Consider the following 20,211-nt stretch of genomic DNA (forward strand, 5'->3'; position numbering starts at 1 on the left):
GGCGGGTCGCCACGGAGGGCCCTAGTGGCGGACACCAAGACCGGGCGGCGACGGCCCGGGCGACCGGCCGGGGTCTCCGACACCCGCAACCGCATCCTCACCAGCGCCCGGGAGCTGTTCGCCACCAAGGGGATTCGCGACACGTCGATACGGGCGGTGGCTGCCGGCGCGGGCGTCGACTCGGCGTTGGTGCATCACTACTTCGGCACCAAGGAAAAGCTGTTCGCCGCGGCCGTTCACATCCCGATCGACCCGATGGACATCATCGTCCCGCTGCGCGAGGTGCCGATCGAGGAGATCGGCTACCGGCTGCCGTCAATGCTGTTGCCGCTGTGGGATTCCGAGTTGGGCACCGGATTCATCGCGGTACTCCGGTCGATCCTGGCCGGCTCGGAGGTCAACCTGTTCCGCACGTTCATCGAGGACGTGATCGCGGTGGAGGTGGGCCCGCGCGTCGACGACCCGCCGGGCAGCGGCGCCATCCGCGTCCAGTTCGTCGCGTCGCAGCTGGTGGGCGTCGTGATGGCGCGCTACATCCTGCAATTGCAGCCGTTCGCGTCGCTCCCGGCCGATCAGATCGCGCGGACGATCGCGCCGAACCTGCAGCGCTATCTCACCGGGGAGCTGCCGGACGGGCTCGCTCGATGAGCCGGGCGTGCTCGTCGTCGTCGACGTCGCGGGCCTCATCGATCAGCAACACCGGGATGCCGTCCTCGATGCGGTAGGCGCGCCGCAGCCGCGGGTTGTAGAGCAGCTCGTCGTCGATCAACAGCAGCGGACCCCGGTCGGCCGGGCACACCAGGATGGCGAGCAGAGCGTCGTCGACCATCACCGGGCGCCGCTCAGCTCGGACCGCACCCCGGGAGTCAACCGGCGAAACTCGTTGCTGCCGGCGTCGAAATACCACGCCTGCCGCCCCGCCTTGGGGATCCCGGCCGCGCGCAGGGCGCTGACCGTGGGCCGGTAGGTCGCGCTCAGCGTCATCTCCGGGCAGACGTGCACGATGTCGGGCCCCAGCCCGACGGGTATCTTCGCGACGGCCTCGGTCAGGTCGGCCGCGGTGATGGTGGCCCCGGGCAGCAGCGTCACCGCCGACACCGCCGCCTGCTGGTCACCCACCGGCACGTTGTAGGTCACCGCGAGGTCGACGCCGTTGATGCAGCCCAGCGCGTCGGTGACCGCTTCGGCGTAGACCAGCCCGCGCGCGGTGTGGACCACCGACCCGCGCCGGCCCATCAACCAGTAGTCGCCGTCGTCGTCGCGGCGGAACAGGTACTCGGTGGAGATCCAGGTGTCGCCGGCCGCGAAGACCCCGCGCTTGACGGACGCGCTCGGGTCGATCGGGCCGTTGGACTGCGCGAGCAGCACGCCGACCTGGTTGGGCGCGGCGACCTGAACGAAACCGCGGTCGTCCTCGAGGATCAGGTCGTGCTCGGCGTCGTACGCGCCGAGCTCGATGCGCCCGGCGCCCGGCAGCGGCCGGCCCTTGCTGCCGATCTTGGCGGCGGACACGTTGGCCAGCACCGCCTGCCCGTCGGTGGTGGCGAAGAACTCCACGACGCGCGCCGGGGCGAACGCGTCGACGACGCGCGCCCACAGACCGGTCGGCATGCCCGACCCGATGAACAGGCGGACCGGGTGGTTGCCGTGCAGCACGAACGCGGGGTCGTCGACGACGTCGCGCAGCATGGCCCAGGTGTAGGACACCACCGTCACGCCGTACTGCCGCACCTCCTGCACGAACCGGTCGGGCTGCAGGCCCCGCGACAGCGCGATGCGCGTGCCGCCGACGACCGCGCCGCCCAGGCTGACCAGCAGCGCCGACTCGTGGTGCAGCGGCGTCAGGCAGTAGACGGTGTCGCGGCGGTCGAGCGCGGCGGTGGAGGCGGTCCCGAAGGCCGACACCGCCCAGCGGTAGTTGGTGATCTGCTTGGCGACCAGCTCGCCGCCGGCGGCGTTGAATGCGATGAACGCCAGATCGCGGGCCAGTCCCGGGTTGGGCCGGTACCACGCGGGCAGCTGCACCGCGTCCGGGTCGATCTGCTCCATATCGATGATGTCGGAGTCCTGGGGCAGGTGCAGGTCGCGCGCCTCGCCGCCGCCCAGCACCAGGATCTGCCCGGGCAAGTCGCGCGCCGCGTCGAGATTGGTCGGGTCGGTGAGGATCTCCGTCACGCCCCCGAGGCGCACCGACGCGACCAGGTCGGCGTCGGGGCGCATCACCACGGCGATGGCACCCAGCCGGGACAGCGCGGCGATGGCGACCAGCGCGCTGGGCCGCGTCTCCATCAGGACGCCGACGCGGTCGCCCTGGCGCACCCCGACCTCGATCAGGCCGCGGACGACGTTGTTGACGCGGCGGTTGACCGCCTCGTAGGTGTGCACGCGGCCGTCGAACAACAGGAACTCGCCCTGCGGGGCGTCGCGCGCCTGCTCGTCGATGATGCGCCCCAGCGAGATTCGGGTGTGGTCGTTGATCTGTCCCAGCCGGACCAGCCGCGGCAGCGTTCGGACCGTCTCCACGGCCAGGGTGCGCATCGACTTGTTGGCCGCGACCACGGCGTTGGCGGTGCCGCGCACCACCTCCAGCGCCGCCTCGGACACCTCCCCGAGGCCGTGCACGATCCGCGAGCTGAACGCAACACCGCTGTCGGTGTGCTCGGTCGGCTGGTCGGCCATCAGGTCGATGCCGTCGGGCTTGTCGCCGCCGGTGGACAGCCATTGCACCCACTCGGCGACGGTGGGCCAGCTCTCCCGCGCCGCTCTCGATCCGACGACCAGACCGAAATGGCCTGTGCGGACCAGGCGTTCGTAGACCTCGGCGTACGGCGCCGCGCGGCGGATGCCGCGCACCGAGGCCGGCTGCCCGATGTCGTCCACCTCGCCGACGAAGGCCAGCACCGGGCAGGTGATGTCGGTGAGCGTGACCATCTGGCCGTTGATGGCGAAACCACCTGTCATCATCCGGTTGTGCGCGATGAACTGCTTGAGCAACTCGGAGATCGCCGGGCCCGACCACGCGATCCAGCCCTCGCGCTCGAGGAACCGGCGCTGCTGCTCGCGCGGCAGCAGCGCCTCCCGGTCGTGCAGCTGGCGCACGAAGTCGACGCGGGCCTTGGCCGTCTTGAGCGGGTCCATCATCTGAAAACCGGTGCGCGCCATCCAACTCGGGATGGCCAGCCGGCTGAAGACATGATCGGCCATGAAGTTGGCCGCGGGTGCGGCGAAGTTCGCCGGGATGCCCATCGGCAGGGCGGCCAGAGTGTCCACCGGCGAGCCGAACGCGACGATGCTGGCGAGGTTCTTCGACCGCCGGTATGCGGCGACCTGATAACACCACATTCCGCCCTGCGAGTAGCCGACCAGGTGCACGTCGCTGCCGGTGACATCGGTGACCGTGTCGATCGCCTGGCTGAGCGCGACGATGTGGTCGGCCAGGTTGCGGCGCATGCCGCCCTCGATCTTGTCCGGCGAGCCGAAGTCGATGACCCACGGATCGATGCCGCTCGCGTGCAGGATCCCCACCGCCCCGTCTTCGCGGGTGACGTCCCACATGTCGGCGGACATCATCATCGGGTGCACCATCAACACCGGCGGGCCCACCGGCGCATGCCCGGGCCGGCTGTCCGGCGGGAAATACCGGCGCAGCTTGTACATCGGGACGCTCTCGACGATCTGGGACGGAGACGGGACGCTGCCGGTTTCCAAACCCCCCAGTCGCAAGACCTCGAGCCCGTTTTGTGCCGTCGCGACCAGGCGCTCGACCGGCCGCGTGACCATCGAAAAATTGAGATCCACCGCTGCTCCCTGACTCTTGACAGCTCCGACATCATGGCACATCGGCGCGTCCTGCGGTTTTGGTCAGGTGTTTGCCCGCGGCCGACCCGGGCACGCGCTCGGGCCCCGTCGAATTAGTCGGGGCCGTCAATTGTGCGCGCCCCGGCCGGGGCTTTACAGGCCCGCGAAACCCATCGGACCGGTGTCCGCCATTCGGCGCAGCCGCTGCGCCATCCGGCGATCCTCCCGGGCGAATTCCCGGTGGCGCGCGGCGTGTTGCCGGCACTCATCGCCTTGCCGGCCGCCGTGTTTGACGGCCTCCTCGTACGCGTCCGCTGTCCGCTCGTGGCTGTCTGCCGAATGGTCGAAGCTCCTGGCGGCGGAGCGCTGGGCCGCCCTGGCCAGTCGCCACGCACGCTCCGCTCGCTGACCGGTGCGGAACGCGTCGTCGGCGCCCCACACCTGGAGATCGGGTTCAGCCTGGAGCCCGTTTTCTGCGCTGACCATGCTCCAGTCCTTTCTGGCGGCAGGATTGACCCGGTTGGCGCCCCTGAAACGCTTTTGGCCGAACGAGTCTCGAAGGCGACGACTTGCGTTGGTTAGCGCCGGCGAATCGGGGTATGCATCCCAAGCGCATGGTTCGCGACGCATGCCTGCATGCCGTCAGGACCACCTCGGTTGAAACACGCAGCTGGGCGCTTAACCAGTTTTCTGGGCAGCCATCTCGACTCGTTGTTGTGACCGGTGTCGTCGGGGTGGCTGCGACAGCGTGTTTCCGTGCGGGAGTGAGGTGGCCCGATGGGCAAGACGACGGCCCGATCTGTCGGTTCCGGGCACCCTCCCGCAATTCGCCAACGAATCCCGGCCGGGCCGGTCGTGCCCGGCGGACGTCACGAAAGGGTAGCGAAATGTTGTTGCTAGGCAACGGCGGACGGCGCAAAGGCGGGCAGCCTCAGCAGCTGGCCGAGCGGGCACTCTACGACGTCGCGCACGGTCGCTTCGAACGCTCGCTGTCGGGCCTGACGGCGATGGCCGCCGTCGTGACGACGGCCGAAATCTACTTCGAGCACTACAAGGCCAGCTTCGGCAACAAGTGGATGTGGAGCCCCATCGTGGTGACCCCGCCGGTGGTCGTCGCCGGGATCGGCGGGGTGTTCTCGCGGCGCTGGGCCAAGCTCTGGCTGCCGATCACCGCCGGGATCTACACGGCCAACGGCCTGATGGGCGAGTACCTGCACGCCCGCGGGGTCGCGCGCAAACCGGGTGGCTGGAAGCACGCGTCCTACAACGTGCCGATGGGCCCGCCGATCGCGGCGCCCGGACTGATGTGCATGGTCGGCGGGATGGGGCTGCTCGCCTCGATCCTGCGCCGCGAACGGTTCCGGCGATAGGGATCCGCGCGATGGCCGACACCTCACTCCCCGACCACCTGCCCAACCTGCGCCCGGATCGCCAGCCCCCGCACCCGTCGTGGCTGCCGAAGCAGCGCCGCGGCATCACGCCCCAAATGATCGGGCGCTACCCCGATTTCGACGTGCTGGAAACCGCCGACTCGTGGGACGACGCCACCAGGAAGGTGGTGCTGGCCCGGCTGGAGGCCCCCGGGCCGCTGCGGTTCTTCACCGACGACGAGGAACCCTGCCTGCGCGCGTTCTGCGACACGGTGCTGGCGCAGGATCGCGAACCGAAGGTGCCGGTGGCCGAATCGGTCGACTCCAAGCTCGCCGACGGGCGCCTCGACGGCTACCAGTACGCCGACATGCCCGACGACCGCGACACCTGGCGGCTGGTACTGCGCGCGCTGGACGAGACCGCCGAGCGCCGCTACGGCGCCGCCTCCTTCGCCGCCGCCGAGCCCGTCACCCGCGAAGCGATCATCGACCAGTTCTCCAAGGGCCAGCTCGAGGACGGGACCTGGGAGCGCCTCAACGTCAAGCGCGCCTGGTCGGTGTGCATGCGAATGACGTTGTCGGGCTTCTACTCCCACCCCTGGGCGTGGAACGAGATCGGCTTCGGCGGACCGGCCTACCCCCGCGGGTTCATGCGCCTGGGCGGTGCCACCGGGCCGGCCTCGGCGCGCGAACCGTTCGAGACCCGCGGGGCCACCGACGAGGATCCGGTCCAGGTCGAGCAAGAGGGTGAGGTGTGATGGGCGACTTCTGGCGCGGCCTGTTCAAGGGGGCGGTGGGACCCAAAGACAACGACTCGCGGTTCCTGCTCGACGTGCACTCCCGCGACCTGCCCGGCGAGAAGACCATGCGCCGCTTCCACGACGACGACGAGGTCGACCTGGTCGTGGTCGGCGCCGGCGCCGGCGGTTCGGTGCTCGCCCAACGGCTGGCGCGCGCGGGCTGGCGGGTGGTGATCCTCGAGGCCGGACCCTTCTGGCACCCCGACGAGGACTGGGTCTCCGACGAGGCCGGTTCGCATTCCCTGTACTGGACGCAGAAGCGCATCATCGGCGGGGAGGACCCGATCGAGCTGGGCAAGAACAACTCCGGGCGCGGGGTGGGCGGCTCGATGGTCCACTACGCCGGCTACTGCCCGCGGTTCCACCCCAGCGACTTCGCCACCCACAGCCTCGACGGGGTCGGTGCGGACTGGCCGATCCGCTATGAGGACGTGCTGCCCCACTATGAGCGCGTCGAGCTCGAGTTGCCGGTGGCCGGCCAGAACTGGCCGTGGGGCTATCCGCACCGGTATTCGTTCGCCCCGCATCCCATTTCGGGTGCCGCGGCCAAGCTGTGGGACGGCGCGCTGAAGCTCGGCATCGAGATGCGCGTCGGGCCCGTGGGCATCGTCAACGGCACCTTCGGCAACCGTCCGCACTGCATCTACCGCGGCTACTGCCTGCAGGGCTGCAAGGTCAACGCCAAGGCCAGCCCGTACGTCACGCACCTGCCCGACGCGCTCGCCCACGGCGTGGAGATCCGCGCCAACTGCATGGCCGCGCGCGTCGAACTCGACGAGAGCGGCGCCGCGCGCGGCGTGGTCTACTACGACGAGGCGGGCGGCACCGAACGGCTGCAGCGCGCGAAAGTCGTTGCCGTGGCCGGATATTCGATCGAGACGCCCCGTCTGCTGCTCAATTCGGCCAGCGATCGCTTCCCGAACGGGCTGGGCAACAACGACGATCAGGTCGGGCGCTACGTGATGGTGCAGGGCGCCACGCAGTCCGCGGGCCGGTGGTCCGAAGAGGTCCGGATGTACAAGGCGCCTCCCCCGGAGGTGTCCTCCGAGCAGTTCTACGAGACCGACCCCGCGCGGGGATTCGCCCGCGGCTTTTCCATCCAGACCGTGTCGCCCATGCCCATCGGCTGGGCCGAACACGTGATGGCCGACGGGCATTGGGGCCGCGCGCTGCGCGAGTACATGCGCGACTACAACCACTGGGCGACCATCGGCGTGCTCAACGAGCTGTTGCCGCGGGCCGACAATCGGGTCACCCTCGCCGACGAGAAGGACCCGTACGGCATCCCGGTGGCCCGGTTCGACTACACGCTCTGCGACAACGACAAGGCCAACATGGCCTACTCCACCAAGGTGATCGGCGACATCCTGCACGCCGCCGACGCCCAGGACGTGCTCACCATCGAGCGGTTCGCCCACCTGATCGGCGGCGCCCGCATGGGAACCGCCCCGGAGAACTCGGTGGTCGACTCCGACCACCGGGTGTGGGGGGTGCCGAACCTGTTTCTCGCCGACGGCTCGGTCTGCCCGACGCAGGGCTCGGCGAACCCGGCCCTGACCATCATGGCGCTGGCCTCCCGGCTGGCCGAACGGCTGGCGGGCGGGAAGATCCGCACCGACGCGGCCGGCACGGTCGATCGACGGTCCAAGGCGGAGGCCCGTGGCTGAGCAGACGATCGACGTCGACGCGGCCTACGCGCCCCGCGTGCTGCGCGAGTACGCGCTGCTGGCCGACGGCGAGCGGGGCGCGCTGATCGGCCCACAGGGCGACGTGGCGTGGATGTGCGCGCCGCGATGGGATTCCGACGCCGTCTTCTCCAACCTGATCGGCGGCGACGGGGTGTACGCGATCACCCCGACCGACGTGCGGCACGTGTGGGGCGGGTACTACGAGCCGGGAACCCTGATCTGGCGCAACCGCTGGATCACCCGCGACGGCATCGTCGAGTGCCGCGAGGCGTTGGCCTTCCCCGGTGACCCCGACCGGGTGGTGCTGCTCCGGCGGCTGATGGGTTGCCGCGGGACGGCGCGGTTGCGGATGCTGTTGGCGCCCAGCGCCGGGTTCGGACGCCACGGTCCGGGCCAGCCCAGCCGCGAGGACGGGGTGTGGAGCGGCCGGTCGGGGCGGTTGCGGTGGCGATGGTCGGGCGGCGCCGACGCGCGTCCCGTGAAATCGGCACACGGCCGCGGTGAGCCGCTGATGGGCGAGATCACCATCGACGAGGGCCGGCATCACGACCTGGTGCTCGAGTTTTCCGAACGCGCACTGCCCGAGCAGCCGCCGGACCCCGACATCACCTGGGACGCCACCGCGGCCGCCTGGCAGCGCAGTATCCCCGAACTGAACTGCACGATCGCCCCCCGCGACGGGCGTCACTCCTACGCGGTGCTGCGCGGACTGACCAGCAGCGGCGGCGGCATGGTCGCCGCGGCGACGATGAGCCTGCCCGAACGCGCGCACACCAACCAGAACTACGACTACCGCTACGCCTGGATCCGCGACCAGGTGTACGCCGGCCTCGCGGCGGCCGCGGCCGGCGCGCTGGAGCTGCTCGACCAGGCGGTCGAGTTCGTCGGCGCCCGGCTGCTCGAGCACGGCCCGCAGCTCAAGCCCGCCTACACCGTCACCGGCGGCGCGGTGCCCAGCGAAGAGACCCTCGACCTCCCGGGCTACCCGGGCGGCACCGACAAGGTCGGCAACTGGGTCAACCAGCAATTCCAGCTCGATGTCTTCGGCGAGGCGCTGCAGCTGCTGGCCGCCGCGGGTGCCGCCGACCGGCTCGATGCCGAGGGCTGGCGCGCCGCGCAGACCGCCATCGACGCGATCGAAAAGCGTTGGCGCGAGCCGGATGCCGGAGTCTGGGAGATCGAGGACGAGCTCTGGACGCAGTCCCGGTTGGCCTGCGTGGCCGGACTGCGCGCCATCGCCAAGGTGGCCGGGGCCGGTCCCGAGGTCGCCGCCTCCGCGTCGCTGGCCGACGCGATCCTCGCCGGCACCGCCTCGGACAGCGTGCACCCGCACGGCTACTGGCAACGCAGCCCGCGGCTTGCCGGCGTCGACGCGTCGCTGTTGCTGCCGCCGGTGCGCGGCGCCGTGCCCGTCGACGATCCGCGCACCCGGGCCACGCTGGACGCCGTTCGCCGGGAACTCGCCCAGGACGGCTACGTCTACCGCTTCCGGCACGACGAACGGGAGCTCGGCGACGCCGAGGGCGCCTTCTTGCTCTGCGGATTCATGATGGCGCTCGCCGAACACCAACTGGGACACGCCCATTGCGCGATGCGCTGGTTCGAGCGCAACCGCGCCGCATGCGGCCCGCCGGGCCTGCTGTGCGAGGAATACGACGTCAGGCAACGCCAGCTGCGGGGCAACCTGCCCCAGGCGTTCGCGCACGCCCTGCTGCTGGAGTGCACGGCCACCCTCGCCGACGACGCCGTGCATCACGACTGAACGAAAGGAGATCCAGACGATGACACAGACTGTGGTGATCACCGGAGCCAGCGCCGGAATCGGCCGGGCCACCGCCCAATTGTTCGGGCAGCGGGGCGCCAACGTCGCCCTGCTCGCCCGCGGCACGGCCGGACTGGAAGGCGCCGCCCGCGACGTCGAAGCCGGCGGCGGCAAGGCGCTGGCCATCCCGACCGACGTGGCCGACTACTCGGCGGTCGCCGCCGCCGCCGACGAGGCCGAGTTGACGTTCGGTCCCATCGACACCTGGGTCAATGTCGCGTTCACCTCGGTGTTCGCGCCGTTCTGGGAAATCTCCCCCGAGGAGTTCAAGCGCGTGACCGAGGTGACCTACCTCGGCTACGTGCACGGCACCTTGGCGGCGCTGGCGAAGATGCGCCCGCGCGACCGCGGCACCATCGTCCAGGTCGGGTCGGCGCTCAGCGAGCGGTCCATCCCCCTGCAGTCGGCCTACTGCGGCGCCAAGCACGCCACCAACGGCTTCACCGAGTCCGTGCGCTGCGAGCTGCTGCACGAGGGCTCGAAGGTGCGGATCACCGTCGTCCAGATGCCGGCGGTCAACACCCCGCAGTTCTCCTGGGTGCTGTCGCGCCTGCCCCGGCATCCGCAGCCGGTGCCGCCGATCTATCAGCCGGAGGTCGCCGCCCGCGGCGTCGTCTACGCCGCGGATCACCCAGGGCGCAAACAGTATTGGGTCGGCGACAGCACCGCGGTCACCCTGCTCGCCCAGAAGTTCGTCGCCCCGCTGCTGGACCGCTACCTGGGTCGCACCGGATTCGACTCGCAGCAAACCGACGAACGTGTCAACGGAGGGCGGCCGCACAACCTGTGGGAGCCCGTCGACGGCGAGAGCGGCAGCGACCACGGCGCCCACGGCGAGTTCGACGACAAGTCGCACGCCCACAGCCCGCAGGTGTGGCTGTCCCAGCATCCGCTCGTCGGCGGCACCGGCGCGCTGGGGCTCGGGCTGGGCGCGCTGCTGGCGCTGCGGCGGGCGCGATGACGGCTTGGGCGCGAACGGTTTACGGCCTGGTGCTGCTCGCCGCGCCGAGGTCGCTGCTGCGGCTGGCGTCCGGCAAGCCGGCGAGCAATCGGGAGCGGGCGGTGACCCGCGTCTTGGGGGCGCGGCTGCTGACCCAGGCCGCGGTGACCGACATTCGGCCCGACGCCGTCAGCGTGGCGCTGGGCGCCGAGGTCGACTTCGTGCACGCGATCACCATGCTCGGCTGGGCGGCCGTCGACCGCGGCGCCCGGCGGCTGACGCTGCTGAGCGCCGCGACCGCCGGCATGTTCGCCGTCGCCGGCGCCGCGCAGGCTCGGCGGGCGCCCGCGGTCGCGGACGCGCCCACCGGCGACGCGCTGGCCACCCTCGTACGGCTTCGCCACCGGATCGCCGAAACCGTCGCCAGTTACACCCTGCCGGGCGACGTTCGTGCCGCCCTGAAAACGTAGGAGGACCGCATGCTGGACGCTTGCATCGACGAGGTCACCGCGCAGGCTTACGAAATCCCCACCGACGCACCGGAAGCCGACGGCACCTTCGCCTGGTCGTCGACCACGCTGGTCCTGGCCGAGGTGGTCGGGGGCGGCCGGCGCGGGCTCGGCTACACCTACGCCGCCGGCGCGTGCCGCGAGCTGATCAACGGGCCGCTCGCGAACGCGGTCAAAGGGCACAGTGTCCTCGACATCACCGGCGCCTGGGAATCCATGGTCCACGCGATCCGCAACAGCGGGCGCCCGGGCCTGGTGTCGTGCGCGATCTCGGCGGTCGACACCGCGCTGTGGGACCTCAAGGGCAAGCTGCTCGAGCTGCCCGTGTGCCGGCTGCTCGGCGTGGCGCACCCCGAGGTGCCGATCTACGGCAGCGGCGGGTTCACCACGTACGACGAGCACCAGACCCGCACCCAACTGGAGCGCTGGGTCGACGCCTGGAAGATCCCCCGGGTCAAGATCAAGATCGGCGAGTCGTCGGGTTCCGACGAGCGCCGCGACCTGGACCGAATCGCGCTGGCGCGCAAGGTGATCGGGCCCGACACCGAGCTGTACGTCGACGCCAACGGCGGCTACGGCCGCAAGCAGGCGATCCGGGTCGCCCACGCCATGGCCGATCACGACGTCACCTGGTTCGAGGAGCCCGTCTCATCCGACGACCTCGCCGGGCTGCACGAGGTGCGCGACCAGGTGACGCCGGACGTCACCGCCGGCGAGTACGGCTACGACCTGACCTACTTCCGCCGGATGCTGGCCGCCGAAGCGGTCGACTGCCTGCAGATCGACGTCACCCGCTGTGGCGGCATCACCGACTGGCTGCGGGCCGCGGCCGTCGCCGCCGCGCACAACATCGACGTTTCCGGACATTGCGCCCCCAACCTGCACGCCCACGTCGCCGCCGCGATCCCCAACCTGCGGCACCTGGAGTACTTCCACGATCACCACCGCATCGAGCACATGCTCTTCGACGGCGCGCTGCCGCCCGACGGCGGAGCCTTGCGGCCCGATCAGCACCGGCCCGGCCTGGGGCTCGAGTTCAAACACGGCGACGCCGAGCAGTACCGGGTCGGCTGACAACCCTCGATCCGTGCATGAAGGTGCCCGAAAACGGGCATTGATATGCAAAAAGGATCAAGGCACTGCGGGGGAGAAGGCGATGACTGTGAACTTCGACGATGAGACCGCACAACGTCGCAACGGGAGCGCCGACGGGCAGGCGACGCCGTCGGAGGCGCTGATGTCCGATGTGGTCGAGGAGCAGGAGCTGGGTGCCGTCGACATGGTCCTGGGCCTCGGCGAGCCGCAGCGGGTCGGCCGGTTCCGGTTCTTCCTGGACGGCCAGCGCTGGGAGTGGTCGGACGCGGTCGCGCGGATGCACGGCTACGAGCCGGGGCAGGTCGAGCCGACCACCGAACTGCTGCTGCAACACAAGCACCCGGAGGACCGCGAGCGGGTCGCGGCCGTGCTCGACCACGTGCTCAAGGGAAAGCCGTTCAGCAGCCGCCACCGCATCATCGACACCGCCGGGCACACCCGCTGCGTCGTCGTCGCGGGTGACCGGATGGTCGACGACAGCGGCGCGCTGTCCGGCACGTCGGGCTTCTACGTCGACGTCACCGACTCGCTGCACACCGACATCACCAACGTCCTGGAGGCGGTGGCCGATGCCCGCGCGAAGATCGAGCAGGCCAAAGGGGTGCTGATGAGCGCCTACGGCATCTCGGCGGAGCGCGCGTTCGACCTCCTGGTCTGGCGTTCCCAGGAGACCAACATGAAGGTGCGCGACCTCGCCGCGCGCTTCCTGGTCGCCGTGGCCGGCAAGGCGTCGCCGGACACGCGGACCCACGTCGATCACGCTCTGTTGACCCTCGAATAATTGCCCGGGTGGCGCACCTACTGGGAGCCGAGGGCATCCGCCTGGAATACCCGACTCAGGTCGTGTTCGAGTCGGTCACGCTGGGAGTCGACGACGGCGCGCGGATCGGCATCGTCGGGCGCAACGGGGACGGCAAGTCCAGCCTGTTGGGCCTGATGACCGGACGGCTGCAACCCGACGCCGGCCGGGTCACGCGCCGCAGCGGGCTGCGGGTCAGCGCGCTGAGCCAGGCCGACACCCTCGAACCCGGGCACACCGTGGGCTGGACGCTGGTCGGTGACCAGCCCGAGCACCAGTGGGCGGGCGACGCGCGGGTCCGCGACGTCGTCGGCGGGCTGGTGGCCGACATCGCCTGGGACGCAAGGATCGACACGCTGTCCGGCGGGCAGCGCCGCCGGGTCCAGCTGGCGCGGCTGCTGATCGGCGAGTGGGACATCATCGCCCTGGACGAGCCCACCAACCACCTGGACATCGAGGGCATCACCTGGCTGGCCGGCCACCTGCGGCAACGCTGGGCCCGCAACACCGGCGGGCTGCTGCTGGTGACGCACGACCGCTGGTTCCTCGACGAGGTCGCCACCACGACGTGGGAGGTGCACGACGGGATCGTCGAGCCCTTCGAGGGCGGCTACGCCGCCTACGTGCTGCAGCGCGTCGAGCGCGACCGGGTGGCCGCCGCCACCGAGGCCAAGCGGCAGAACCTGATGCGCAAGGAGCTGGCGTGGCTGCGCCGGGGACCGCCAGCGCGCACCTCCAAGCCCAAGTTCCGCATCGAGGCCGCCAACCAGCTGATCGCCGACGTTCCGCCGCTGCGCAACACGGTCGAGCTGGCCAAGCTGGCGACCGCGCGGCTCGGCAAGGACGTCATCGATCTGCTCGACGTGTCGGTCTCCTACCCGCCTTTCAGTGGCCGCCCGGTGCTGCGCGACGTCGAATGGCGGATCGCGCCGGGCGAACGCACCGGCATCGTCGGGGCCAACGGCGCCGGCAAGTCGACGCTGCTGGGGCTGATCGCCGGCACCGTCACCCCGGACACCGGGCGCGTCAAGCGGGGCAAGACGGTGCGGCTGGCGGTGCTCGACCAGCGGGGCGAGGAGCTGGACACGCTGGCCGGCGACCGGATCGCCGACGTGCTGGGCCGGCTGCGCGGGGGCTACGAGGTCGACGGCCGGGAGGTCACGCCGGCCCAGCTGCTGGAGCGGCTGGGGTTCGGGCGGGGCCAGCTGTCCGCCCGCGTCGCTGACCTGTCCGGCGGTCAGCGGCGGCGGCTGCAGCTGATGCTCACCCTGCTGTCCGAACCGAACGTGTTGCTGCTCGACGAGCCCACCAACGACGTCGACACCGACATGCTGACCGCCGTGGAGGACCTGCTCGACTCGTGGCCGGGCACCCTGATCGTCGTCTCGCACGACCGCTACCTGCTGGAGCGGGTGACCGACCAGCAGTACGCGATCCTCGACGGCCGGCTCCGCCACCTGCCGGGCGGGGTCGACGAGTACCTGCGGCTGGCGGCGCACCGCCCGGTCGCCGCCGAGCGCCCGCGGGCCGAGCCGCCGGCTTCCGAAGCGATGTCCGGCTCGCAGCGCCGCACCGCCGAGAAGGAGCTGGCCGCCGTCGACCGCCAGCTCGCCCGGCTCGCCGAACGGATCGCGGCCAAACACCACGAGCTCGCCGATCACGATCAGTCCGATCACGTCGGCCTGACCCGGCTGACCCGGGACCTGCGCGGCCTGGAAGACGAAGTCGCCGCGACCGAAAGCCGCTGGCTGGAGCTGTCGGAGCTGCTCGAATGAGCGCGTATCGGCCGGTGCGCTACCCGCCCGGCGAGGCGCTGCTGGCGCTGTACCGCCGGCGCGGTCCGGTGATCGATGCCGGAGTCGGCCGGCGCGGCTACACCTACCTGCTGGGGCCCGAGGCGAACAAGTTCGTGTTCGCCAACGCCGACGCGTTCAGCTGGCGGGAGACGTTCGAGAACCTGGCTCTCGTCGACGGGCCCACCGCGCTGATCGTCAGCGACGGCGACGACCACCGCCGCCGGCGCAGCGTGGTGGCGCCCGGCCTGCGGCATCGGCAGATCCAGGACTACGTGCAGACGATGGTGGCGAGCATCGACGCCGTCATCGACGAATGGCGACCCGGGCAGCGGCTGGACATCTACCGGCAGTGCCGCTCGGCGGTGCGCCGCAGCACCGCCGCGAGCCTGTTCGGCCCGCGCCTGGCCGAGCATTCGGACTTCCTCGGCGAGCAGCTGCAGCCCCTGCTGGACATGACCCACCGGCTCCCCCAGGTGATGCAGCTGGAGCGGCGCCTGAGCTCCCCGGGCTGGCGGCGGGCGATGGCGGCCCGCAGGCGCATCAACGACCTCGTCGACGCCCAGATCGCCGCGGCCCGAGCGCACCCCAGGCCCGACGACCACATGCTCACCATGCTGATCAACGGCCGCGGCGACGAGGACTACGCGCTGAGCGACAACGAGATTCGAGACGCGGTCATCTCGCTGATCACCGCCGGCTACGAGACCACCAGCGGCGCGCTGGCCTGGGCCATCCACACGCTGCTGTCGCTGCCCGGCGCGTGGGACGCCGCCGCCGACGAGGTGCGCCGGGTGCTGGGCGACCGGGCGCCCGCCGCGGGCGACCTGGAGCGGCTGACCTACCTCGACGGCGTCGTGCACGAGACGCTGAGGCTGTATCCGCCGGGCGTCATCTCCGCCCGCAAGGTGATGCGCGACCTGCGTTTCGACGGGCGCCGGATTCGGGCGGGGCGGCTGCTGATCTTCAGCCCGTACGTCACGCACCGGCTCGCCGAGCTGTGGCCCGAGCCGACCGAGTTCCGCCCGGCGCGCTGGGACCCCGGCTCCCCCGACTACCGCCGGCCCGCGCCGTATGAATTCATTCCGTTCAGTGGGGGGCTGCACCGCTGCATCGGGGCGGTCATGGCCACCACCGAGATGACCGTCATGCTGGCCCGGCTGGTCGCCAGGACCACGCTGCGGTTGCCCGCCCAGCGCGTCCGGGCCCACAACCTCGCCGCGCTGTCGCCCCGGCCGGGGCTGACCGTCGACGTCGGCTCAGTGCGCTAGTGCCAGCGCAGGAGCACCAGTTCGGAACAGAATCCGGGACCCATCGCGAGCATCAGCCCGGGGCTGCCGCTGGGCGGCGGCTTGGCGATGGTGTCGCGCAGGATGTGCAGCACCGAGGCCGACGAGAGGTTCGCGATCTCGCCCAGCGAGCGCCAGGTCAGCTCCAGCGCGTCGGGGCCGAGCTCGAGGTTCCTCGCGATCGCGTTGATGACCTTCGGACCACCCGGGTGGGTGACCCACGCGCCGATGTCGTCCTTGGTCAGCCCGTTCATGGCGAGGAAGCCGTTGACATCGTCGGCCAGGTAGCGGTCGATGACCGTCGTCAGCTCCGGCGACAGCACCAGCTGCAGCCCCGAGGAGTTGACGTTCCAGCCCATGATGTGCAGCGATTCGGGGTAGAGGCGGCTGCGCGAGTCGATGACGTCGGGCCCGCCGGCGCGCACCGTGGCGGCGCGGCGGTCACCCACGGCCACCACCGCGGCCGCGCCGTCGCCGAAGAGCGCGCTGCCGACCAGCCCCGACACGGTCGGCTTGACCGCCGGGTAGGTCAGCGAGCAGAGCTCGACCGAGACCAGCACCGCGACGCCGTCCGGATCGCCGCGCAGGTAGTCGTGCAGCCGGGCCACCCCCGCGGCACCGGCCACGCAGCCGAGGCCGAACAGCGGCATCCGGCGCACGTCCGGCCGCAGGCCGAGACGGCCGGCGATCCGCGCGTCCAGCGACGGCACCGCGACGCCGGTGACGGTCGAGGTGGCGATCAGGTCGATGTCTTCGACCTCGAGGCCGGCTTCCTCGAGCGCGCCCAGCAGCGCCTCGCAGCCGAGGTCGACGGCGGCGTCGATGAAGATCTCGTTGGCCTCGCCGAAGTCGGTCAGCGTCGGGTAGCGCTCCAACGGCAGGACGAAGTGGCGGCTGTTGACCTTCGCGGCCGCGTGCAATCGCCGAACAATCTCCTCGTGTTCCTTCAATCCGGGGAACTCGACGAATTGGTCGGTGATCTCGCTCTGGCTATACCGATGTGGCGGCAGCGCTCCGAACACGCCCGCGATAACGCTCATGCCCCTACCTTGGTTAGGTCGTGATCGAAGAAAACGATCACTTTCGTGCGCCGCCGAGAATCTAGCGCCAATGTGGAAGTTTAGGAGTTTTGCGTCAGCGCCGCAAAGCCGTTGCTATTCAACGTATGTCAAATTGCGCTATTTAACGCATGTCGAATTACCTTACCGCGTGGCGTTTTCGCTTCCCCCGGCGATTGTTTCCTTATTGAACGTCGTCCGCTTCGCCGGCATCAAGTGCGAGGGCGATCAGCGCATCGGCGCTCAGGGAGTCGATGACGTCTTCGGTGATCGTGGATCGAGTTTCCGGATTTTCCGGATCACCCGCCAACGCCAATAATTTGTCGAGCAATCCGGTTCTTCGAAGTTCATGAAGCGGAATCTTTTTCAGCGCCGACCAGATCTTTTCGTCATTGGATTTTTCGGCTTCGCCGTGCAGTAACCGTTGCGCGAGGTGATCGGCCAATGCCGCCGGGTTCGGATAGTCGAAGACCAGTGTGCGCGACAGCGCCAGCCCCGTGTCCGCCTTGAGGCGGTTGCGCAATTCGACCCCGGTCAACGAATCGAACCCGAGGTCCTGGAAAGCACGCTCCGCCTCGACGGCAGCCGGGTCGGCGTGTCCCAACACGGCCGCGGCGTGACCGCACACCAGCGCGATGAGTTCTCGGTGCTGCTCTTCGGCCGGCAATTGGCGCAGCCGGCGCGCCAATTCGGCCGGACGTGAGACCACCGGGGACGGCGAGTCCGTGCGGGCACCCAGCCAGAACCGTTGGCGCGCAAAGGCATACGTGGGCAGCGGGACCCGCCGGCCGCCCCGCAGCACGGCGTCCCAGCGGACCGTGACGCCGGCGGCGAAAAGCCGGCCGGCCGCGGTGAGCAGCGATTCCAATTCCGGCCGGTCCTTGGCGAGCGTGCTCACCGACACGGGATGGTCGGTGGCCACGCAGTGCTCCACCGCGGCACCGAGGCCGCCACCCGGCCCGACTTCGACGAACACGTCGGCACCGCACGATTCGGCGGCCCGCACCCCGTCGGCAAAGCGCACCGGACGGCGCACATGTTCGACCCAATACTGCGCCGATCCGTAACCGGGGCCGACCGGCCGGCCGGACACGTTGGACACCAACGTGATTCGCGGCTCCGCCGGCGACACCTCGGCCACCACCGCCGCGAAGTCCTCGATCATGGGGTCCATCAGCGGTGAGTGAAACGCGTGCGAGACCGGGAGCCGATGCACCCGCCTGCCCAGCCGCGCGAGGGTGTCCGCGAGGGCTCCGGCGGAATCCTGCGCGCCCGAGATCACCACGGCATCAGGCCCGTTGACCGCCGCGATCGCCAGCCCGTCGGTCAGCAACGGCGCCACGTCGGCCTCGCCGGCGGCCACCGCGATCATCACACCGCCCGCGGGCAGCCCCGCCATCAACCGGCCACGCGCCGCCACCACTTTCGCCGCGTCCGCCAGCGACAACACCCCGGCCTGCTGCGCCGCGGTGATCTCGCCCACCGAATGGCCCAGCACGACATCCGCGACGACGCCCCAGTCCCGTAGCAACTCCGCCAGCGCGTGCTCGATCGCGAACAACGCCGGTTGGGCAAATTCGGTGTTGTCCAACAGCTTTGCGTCGCTCCCCCACATCACCTCGCGCAGGGGCAGCCGCAGGTGGTCGTCCAGCGCCTTCGCGGCCTCGTCGAAGGCCCGCGCAAACGCGGGAAACCGGCCGTACAACTGCGCACCCATCGCAAGCGATTGCGCGCCCTGACCGGGGAACACGAACGCCGTCTTGCCCGGTGCGCCCGCCCGGCCCACCACCACGTCGGGATGCGCCTGGCCGGCGGCCAATCGCGCCAATCCCGACGTGAGCGCCGCCCGGTCCGCGCCGACCAGCACCGCCCGCTGCTCGAACGCCGAGCGCGTCGTGGCCAAGGACCACGCCACGTCGCCGGCGTCCAGCGCCGCGTCGGCGGTGACGCGGGTCAGCAGCCGGGCGGCCTGGTTGGCCAGCGCCCGTTCCGAACGAGCGGACAGCACCCACGCCGTGGGCGCGTTACCGTGTTCTCCCGCTTCGGCTTTAGGGCGCGCCGGTGCCTGCTCGACGATGACGTGCGCGTTGGTTCCGCCCATGCCGAACGACGACACGCCCGCCCGCCGCGGTTCCCCATCCTCCGGCCAGGGGGTAAGCGCGGCGTTGACGCGCAGCCCGAGGCTTGCCGGATCGAATCCGGGACCCGGGTGCGCGTAGTTGAGACTCGGTGGAATGGCGGCGCTTTCGACGGCCAGCACCGTCTTGATCAAGCCCGCGATGCCCGCGGCTGCGCCGGCGTGGCCGATGTTGGTCTTCACCGACCCGAGGCCGAGCGGGTGGCGCCGGGGCCCGGCGAACACCTCGCCGAGCGCCGCCGCCTCCACCGAGTCGCCGATTTCGGTTCCGGTGCCGTGCGCCTCGACATACTGCAGCTGCCCGGCGTCCAGGCCGGCGGTCCGCAACGCACGCCGGATGACGTCGACCTCGCCCTGCACGGACGGGACCGTCTGGGCGGCGGCGCCGTGCCCGGCGTTGCCGACCGCGCTGCCCCGGATGACGGCGCGGATGGGATCACCGTCGTCGAGGGCCGCGCGCAACGGCTTCAGCAGCACCAGGCCGCCGCCCTCGCTTCGCACGTAGCCGTCGGCGCGCTCGTCAAACGCATAGGTGTGCCCTGAGGCGGACAACGCGCCAAATTCGGTTTCCAGTAGGGCGGTTTCGTCGGCCAGGTTCAAGTGCACGCCGCCGGCCAGAGCCAGCTCCGATTCGCCGGTTCGGATGCTTTCGCAGGCGAGGTGCACCGCCACCAGCGACGACGATTGGCCGGAATCGACGGTGAAGCTCGGGCCGTGCAGCCCCAGCGCGTACGAGATGCGGTTGGCGATCATCGCCCGGCTCACCCCGGCGAAGGAGTGGTGGTCGATTTCCTGGGCGAGGGTCAACGCGCCGTAGTCGTCGTTCATCGCGCCGAGGTACACCGCGACCGGTTCTCCGCGGAGGGTTTCCGGAATCACGAACGCGTCTTCGATAGCCTCCCAAGCCAATTCGAGCGCGAGGCGCTGCCGGGGGTCCATCGCGGCGGCCTCGCGCGGCGACACGTTGAAAAAGTCGGCGTCGAACTCGGCGACGTCACCGGGCAACTCGGTGGCTTCGCCGCCGTCGCGGATCAGCCGCCAGAAGTCGTGGGGGCTGCCGGCTCCGGGGAACCGGCAGGCCAGCCCAATGACTGCGATGGCTGTCGGCGGCAC

At 70.6% G+C, this 20,211-nt stretch carries 16 protein-coding genes; 11 read left to right on the plus strand and 5 right to left on the minus strand.

Annotated features, from left to right (window positions below):
- The first annotated feature begins 24 nt into the window (after window positions 1-24).
- Window positions 25-648, plus strand: coding sequence for a TetR/AcrR family transcriptional regulator (locus AWB89_RS22965; RefSeq protein ID WP_085176754.1), 624 nt, complete (start codon window positions 25-27; stop codon window positions 646-648).
- On the opposite strand, the gene AWB89_RS22970 is transcribed toward AWB89_RS22965, so the two are convergent.
- The 3 genes from AWB89_RS22970 to AWB89_RS22980 all read right to left on the minus strand — a co-directional run bounded on the left by AWB89_RS22970 (window position 614) and on the right by AWB89_RS22980 (window position 4,284).
- Window positions 614-829 (minus strand): Trm112 family protein, encoded by a 216-nt coding sequence (locus AWB89_RS22970; protein ID WP_085176806.1) that lies wholly within the window; start codon window positions 827-829, stop codon window positions 614-616. The two genes, AWB89_RS22965 and AWB89_RS22970, sit on opposite strands and share 35 nt — an antisense overlap.
- Window positions 829-3,840, minus strand: a complete 3,012-nt coding sequence (locus AWB89_RS22975; RefSeq protein WP_142282613.1) for an acyl-CoA synthetase — start codon at window positions 3,838-3,840, stop codon at window positions 829-831. The genes AWB89_RS22970 and AWB89_RS22975 overlap by 1 nt, the downstream gene beginning before the upstream one ends.
- Window positions 3,841-3,951: 111 nt before the next feature.
- Window positions 3,952-4,284, minus strand: coding sequence for a hypothetical protein (locus AWB89_RS22980; protein WP_085176758.1), 333 nt, complete (start codon window positions 4,282-4,284; stop codon window positions 3,952-3,954).
- 401 nt (window positions 4,285-4,685) lie between these two features.
- On the opposite strand from AWB89_RS22980, the gene AWB89_RS22985 reads away from it, so the two are divergent.
- The 10 genes from AWB89_RS22985 to AWB89_RS23030 all read left to right on the plus strand — a co-directional run bounded on the left by AWB89_RS22985 (window position 4,686) and on the right by AWB89_RS23030 (window position 15,885).
- Complete coding sequence (locus AWB89_RS22985) at window positions 4,686-5,168, plus strand: hypothetical protein (RefSeq protein ID WP_085101336.1); 483 nt, start codon at window positions 4,686-4,688, stop codon at window positions 5,166-5,168.
- Window positions 5,169-5,179: 11 nt separating this feature from the next.
- Entirely contained in the window at window positions 5,180-5,926 is a 747-nt protein-coding gene (locus AWB89_RS22990) for a gluconate 2-dehydrogenase subunit 3 family protein (protein ID WP_085101338.1), read from the plus strand.
- The gene (locus AWB89_RS22995) at window positions 5,926-7,635 is read left to right on the plus strand and encodes a GMC family oxidoreductase (protein WP_085176760.1); all 1,710 of its coding nucleotides are present in this window, start codon (window positions 5,926-5,928) and stop codon (window positions 7,633-7,635) included. The genes AWB89_RS22990 and AWB89_RS22995 overlap by 1 nt, the downstream gene beginning before the upstream one ends.
- Entirely contained in the window at window positions 7,628-9,418 is a 1,791-nt protein-coding gene (locus AWB89_RS23000; protein ID WP_085176762.1) for a glycoside hydrolase family 15 protein, read from the plus strand. Before AWB89_RS22995 ends, AWB89_RS23000 begins: the two co-directional genes overlap by 8 nt.
- 19 nt (window positions 9,419-9,437) lie before the next feature.
- Window positions 9,438-10,439, plus strand: coding sequence for an SDR family oxidoreductase (locus AWB89_RS23005; RefSeq protein WP_085176764.1), 1,002 nt, complete (start codon window positions 9,438-9,440; stop codon window positions 10,437-10,439).
- Window positions 10,436-10,888 carry a hypothetical protein gene (locus AWB89_RS23010; RefSeq protein ID WP_085101347.1) on the plus strand — a complete coding sequence of 151 codons (453 nt, stop codon included), beginning with the start codon at window positions 10,436-10,438 and terminating at the stop codon, window positions 10,886-10,888. The genes AWB89_RS23005 and AWB89_RS23010 overlap by 4 nt, the downstream gene beginning before the upstream one ends.
- A 9-nt stretch (window positions 10,889-10,897) precedes the next feature.
- Entirely contained in the window at window positions 10,898-12,001 is a 1,104-nt protein-coding gene (locus AWB89_RS23015) for an enolase C-terminal domain-like protein (RefSeq protein ID WP_085176766.1), read from the plus strand.
- An 82-nt stretch (window positions 12,002-12,083) separates the two neighbouring features.
- Window positions 12,084-12,803 (plus strand): PAS and ANTAR domain-containing protein, encoded by a 720-nt coding sequence (locus AWB89_RS23020; RefSeq protein WP_085176768.1) that lies wholly within the window; start codon window positions 12,084-12,086, stop codon window positions 12,801-12,803.
- An 8-nt stretch (window positions 12,804-12,811) separates the two neighbouring features.
- Complete coding sequence (locus AWB89_RS23025; protein WP_085176770.1) at window positions 12,812-14,596, plus strand: ABC-F family ATP-binding cassette domain-containing protein; 1,785 nt, start codon at window positions 12,812-12,814, stop codon at window positions 14,594-14,596.
- A 14-nt stretch (window positions 14,597-14,610) separates the two neighbouring features.
- A complete protein-coding gene (locus tag AWB89_RS23030) occupies window positions 14,611-15,885 on the plus strand; it encodes a cytochrome P450 (RefSeq protein WP_142282614.1) in 1,275 nt (424 codons plus the stop codon).
- Here the strand turns inward: AWB89_RS23030 and AWB89_RS23035 are convergent.
- Together AWB89_RS23035 and AWB89_RS23040 are read right to left on the minus strand one after the other, a co-directional pair.
- Window positions 15,882-17,015, minus strand: coding sequence for a type III polyketide synthase (locus AWB89_RS23035; RefSeq protein WP_263993210.1), 1,134 nt, complete (start codon window positions 17,013-17,015; stop codon window positions 15,882-15,884). The genes AWB89_RS23030 and AWB89_RS23035 overlap by 4 nt on opposite strands.
- A gap of 130 nt (window positions 17,016-17,145) precedes the next feature.
- A complete protein-coding gene (locus AWB89_RS23040; protein ID WP_085176776.1) occupies window positions 17,146-20,211 on the minus strand; it encodes a type I polyketide synthase in 3,066 nt (1,021 codons plus the stop codon).

The organism is Mycobacterium paraense, from assembly GCF_002101815.1.
Lineage (GTDB): Bacteria > Actinomycetota > Actinomycetes > Mycobacteriales > Mycobacteriaceae > Mycobacterium > Mycobacterium paraense.

What these genes read in the sequence shown, in the direction of transcription:
- AWB89_RS22970 (WP_085176806.1), bottom strand. Translation starts at nt 829, where the DNA reads ATGGTCGACGACGCTCTGCTCGCCATCCTGGTGTGCCCGGCCGACCGG.
- AWB89_RS22975 (WP_142282613.1), bottom strand. Translation starts at nt 3,840, where the DNA reads ATGTGCCATGATGTCGGAGCTGTCAAGAGTCAGGGAGCAGCGGTGGAT.
- AWB89_RS22980 (WP_085176758.1), bottom strand. Translation starts at nt 4,284, where the DNA reads ATGGTCAGCGCAGAAAACGGGCTCCAGGCTGAACCCGATCTCCAGGTG.
- AWB89_RS22985 (WP_085101336.1), top strand. Translation starts at nt 4,686, where the DNA reads ATGTTGTTGCTAGGCAACGGCGGACGGCGCAAAGGCGGGCAGCCTCAG.
- AWB89_RS22990 (WP_085101338.1), top strand. Translation starts at nt 5,180, where the DNA reads ATGGCCGACACCTCACTCCCCGACCACCTGCCCAACCTGCGCCCGGAT.
- AWB89_RS22995 (WP_085176760.1), top strand. Translation starts at nt 5,926, where the DNA reads ATGGGCGACTTCTGGCGCGGCCTGTTCAAGGGGGCGGTGGGACCCAAA.
- AWB89_RS23005 (WP_085176764.1), top strand. Translation starts at nt 9,438, where the DNA reads ATGACACAGACTGTGGTGATCACCGGAGCCAGCGCCGGAATCGGCCGG.
- AWB89_RS23010 (WP_085101347.1), top strand. Translation starts at nt 10,436, where the DNA reads ATGACGGCTTGGGCGCGAACGGTTTACGGCCTGGTGCTGCTCGCCGCG.
- AWB89_RS23015 (WP_085176766.1), top strand. Translation starts at nt 10,898, where the DNA reads ATGCTGGACGCTTGCATCGACGAGGTCACCGCGCAGGCTTACGAAATC.
- AWB89_RS23020 (WP_085176768.1), top strand. Translation starts at nt 12,084, where the DNA reads ATGACTGTGAACTTCGACGATGAGACCGCACAACGTCGCAACGGGAGC.